4 protein-coding genes are annotated in these 3,170 nt (G+C 50.9%); 2 read left to right on the forward strand and 2 right to left on the reverse strand.

Features of this window, described 5'->3' with window-relative positions:
• Window positions 1–4 precede the first annotated feature (4 nt).
• Together KDK14_RS02000 and KDK14_RS02005 are read right to left on the reverse strand one after the other, a co-directional pair.
• Window positions 5–733, reverse strand: a complete 729-nt coding sequence (locus tag KDK14_RS02000) for an aldehyde dehydrogenase family protein (RefSeq protein WP_257263343.1) — start codon at window positions 731–733, stop codon at window positions 5–7.
• 22 nt (window positions 734–755) lie between these two features.
• Window positions 756–992 (reverse strand): hypothetical protein, encoded by a 237-nt coding sequence (locus KDK14_RS02005; protein ID WP_257263344.1) that lies wholly within the window; start codon window positions 990–992, stop codon window positions 756–758.
• A gap of 611 nt (window positions 993–1,603) precedes the next feature.
• Between KDK14_RS02005 and fbaA the strand changes: the two genes are divergently transcribed.
• Both fbaA and KDK14_RS02015 read left to right on the forward strand, forming a co-directional pair.
• Window positions 1,604–2,677, forward strand: coding sequence for a class II fructose-bisphosphate aldolase (gene fbaA, locus KDK14_RS02010; protein WP_257263345.1), 1,074 nt, complete (start codon window positions 1,604–1,606; stop codon window positions 2,675–2,677).
• Window positions 2,678–2,824: 147 nt separating this feature from the next.
• Window positions 2,825–3,043, forward strand: coding sequence for a hypothetical protein (locus tag KDK14_RS02015; RefSeq protein WP_257263346.1), 219 nt, complete (start codon window positions 2,825–2,827; stop codon window positions 3,041–3,043).
• Window positions 3,044–3,170 lie beyond the last annotated feature (127 nt).

The following is a 3,170-nucleotide window of genomic DNA, read 5'->3' on the forward strand; positions in this document are numbered from 1 at the left end:
GGTATCAGGATAGACTGGATGGCAAGCTTGCAGGTGGGAAAAAACGAAGTACTACGCCCAGGGCAGGCTTACCGGAAGAGTAAGCCGCGCGTACCATGCCGGAGCCACCGGTCGCCAGAATGACAGCAACTTCAGGGTGCGTCATCAACTTCTGTGTCGCTTCAATGGAAGGATATTCGACCCACAGCACACAGTCGTCCGGCGCACCGGCCGCAACCGCTGCATCACGAACAATCCGGGCCGCTTCACTGGAACATTTCTGGGCAGAAGGGTGGAAGGCAAAAATAATCGGGTTGCGGGTTTTGGTCGAAATAATGGCCTTGAACAGGGTGGTGGAGGTCGGGTTGGTCACCGGAGTTACCCCACACACAATGCCTACAGGCTCGGCAACCAGCATGAAATCTTCTTCCGCGTTGTCTTCAATAACGCCTACGGTCTTATCGTACTTGATGGAGTGGTAAACATACTCTGTCGCAAAGATGTTTTTGGTCACCTTATCTTCCAGGATACCACGGCCGGTCTCCTCAACAGCCATTCTGGCCAGCTCCATATGAGCAGCCTGACCTGCCAGAGCCATAGCCCTGGTGACCCTGTCGACATCCTCCTGAGACAGCTTGAGAAACTTCTCCCGTGCCACCATTGCCCGCTCAATTAACCCATTAATCTGAGCATCAACATCCTGAACAACTGCATCTTTATTCACAGTTTTTTCAGCCTGCTTTTTTCCGGCCATGATTATCGTCCTCTACTCGTAGTTAACCAAGATAACCTTTAAAAAAACTATCGATAATTCTGAGGCTATTTGTTTTAAATCTTCGCTCACAATAGAAATGCTGTTTCAAGCTGGCAACCATAAGGTTTCCGTCTTCTATTTTAACATCCTCAAGATAGCGCATCCTGAGTGTTAATGCCTGACCATTGCCATTTATTGATAAATTCCCTGCTTCGGTAAAATTACCTGCGTTAGTCTTTGCAGGTTCATCAGGTATCATTTTTATCCTAAAAAAATATTTATATATGTTTTTTATTCATCAGGAAAAACGGCTTTACCAAACATGTCGTAAAGCATCACCCAATCGGACCGGGCCGCGCAGGCAGATGGCCGCCCCGCTCCGCGGGGCGGCCATCTGCTTGAGTGTTTGTTCATTCTTTGCTACTTTTCACCAGTCTCTTGTAGACCTACCGTCGCGCAGACGGGATGTGAAGTGGGGCGGTCCCCCGCGTTCGTGTAAGACTTGGGGAGCATAGGGCCAGGCGTCCCCCTTGATTCGCCATCGTTAAAGCTCCCACTGTGGAACCATTATGCGATAACCAGGCCCGGGCTGCCCCGACCAGGCGTCCCGACTGTTCCCTGAGCTACGGACCGTGAAACAGAAACGTTCTTGAGCGAGCAAGAACCATCGCCCGCCAAGGTGGGGAGTGTCAGCTGATGACCTTTCCGTTTCATTAGTGAGAATTTGAAGTTTCTAATCCGGATTTTTTCAGACCTGATGATAAAATGATTCGATACTATCGTTTTGTTCAGTAGAAAAGAAATACCGGCCCGACAGAGCATTCCAACTGAAATGCACAATTAATCCTTGATCGAGGAAGGTTCAGCCACATGTCTCAGAAAATCCTGGACCTGGTAAAGCCAGGCGTCGTTACCGGTGATGACGTTCAGAAAATTTTTGCAGCTGCCAAGGCCGGTGAATTTGCCCTGCCAGCTGTGAACGTTGTTGGTACCGATTCAATCAATGCCGTTCTTGAAGCTGCGGCCAAAGTGAAATCTCCGGTTATCATTCAGTTCTCCAACGGAGGCGCGTCATTTTTTTCAGGTAAAGGCCTGAAGGCTGACCCTGCCGGTGCCGTGGGCGCCATTGCCGGGGCAAAATATGTCCACTCGGTTGCCGAAGCTTACGGCATCCCTGTAGTCCTGCATACTGACCACGCTGCCCGCAAGCTGCTGCCATGGATTGATGCCCTGCTGACTGCCGGTGAAGCGTTTTATGAGCAGCACGGCAAGCCACTGTTCTCCTCTCACATGATCGACCTGTCTGAAGAGCCTCTGGAAAAAAACATTGCCACTTGTGCCGAATACCTGAAGCGTATGGCCAAGATGAACATGACACTGGAGTTCGAACTGGGCTGCACAGGCGGTGAAGAAGACGGCGTAGACAACTCTCAAATGGACAGCTCCATGCTCTACACCCAGCCAGAAGACGTTGCCTACGCTTACGAAATTCTGAGCAAGATCAGCCACCGTTTCACCATCGCCGCTTCTTTCGGTAATGTTCACGGCGTATACAAGCCAGGTAACGTTCAGCTGACCCCAAAGATTCTGGATAACTCCCAGAAGTACTGCTCTGAGAAGTTCAATATTCCAGCCAAGTCACTGAACTTCGTATTCCACGGCGGCTCTGGCTCTACCCTGGAAGAGATCCGCGAATCAGTCTCCTACGGTGTGGTAAAAATGAACATCGACACAGACACCCAGTGGGCATGCTGGGAAGGGGTTCTGAACTACTACAAGAAGAACGAAGCTTACCTGCAGGGCCAGCTGGGCAACCCCGGAGGTGCCGACAAGCCAAACAAGAAGTTCTATGACCCTCGTGTGTGGCTGCGTGCTGGCCAGGAGTCCATGATTACACGTCTTGAGCAAGCCCATCATGATCTGAACAGCATCGATGTACTGTAAAGCGACGCAGACACCGGCTCTGCCGGTGTCTATCACCAGAACCTTTCAAGCCAATATCCTTTTGAATAGCACCCCTGCCGCCTAAACTATTTATCCCCTCTGACGATATATCACACAACTCTAAACAAAAAAGAATGGGGGAAAATCATGCCCAGACAGAAAGCACAACCCAAAAGCACCACCGCAAAAAAAGCCAAGCAGCCACCCAAATCAGCCAACGATGAATGGGTTGGCCTTAGCTTCAGAGTATCCCCGGAGTTTTCCAGGGAATTCAAGGTGTATGCAGCCAAGAATGACTTCAAGCTGGTTGATTTATTGAAAGAAGGCTTTAAGGCACTAAAAAAGCAGCAACGTCAGTCCCGCTAAGGAGAAAGCGAACCGGAATCAGAGCAGGACAAGCGATTGCCAGGCTTGATATCCTCCCGCCACCAAGCGGATGGCCGACCCACCCGGGGGCCCCACCTGGGCGGCCCCACCTGGGCGGCCCCACCCA

The sequence above is a fragment of the Endozoicomonas sp. ONNA2 genome, assembly GCF_024606365.1.
Taxonomy (GTDB): Bacteria; Pseudomonadota; Gammaproteobacteria; order Pseudomonadales; family Endozoicomonadaceae; genus Endozoicomonas.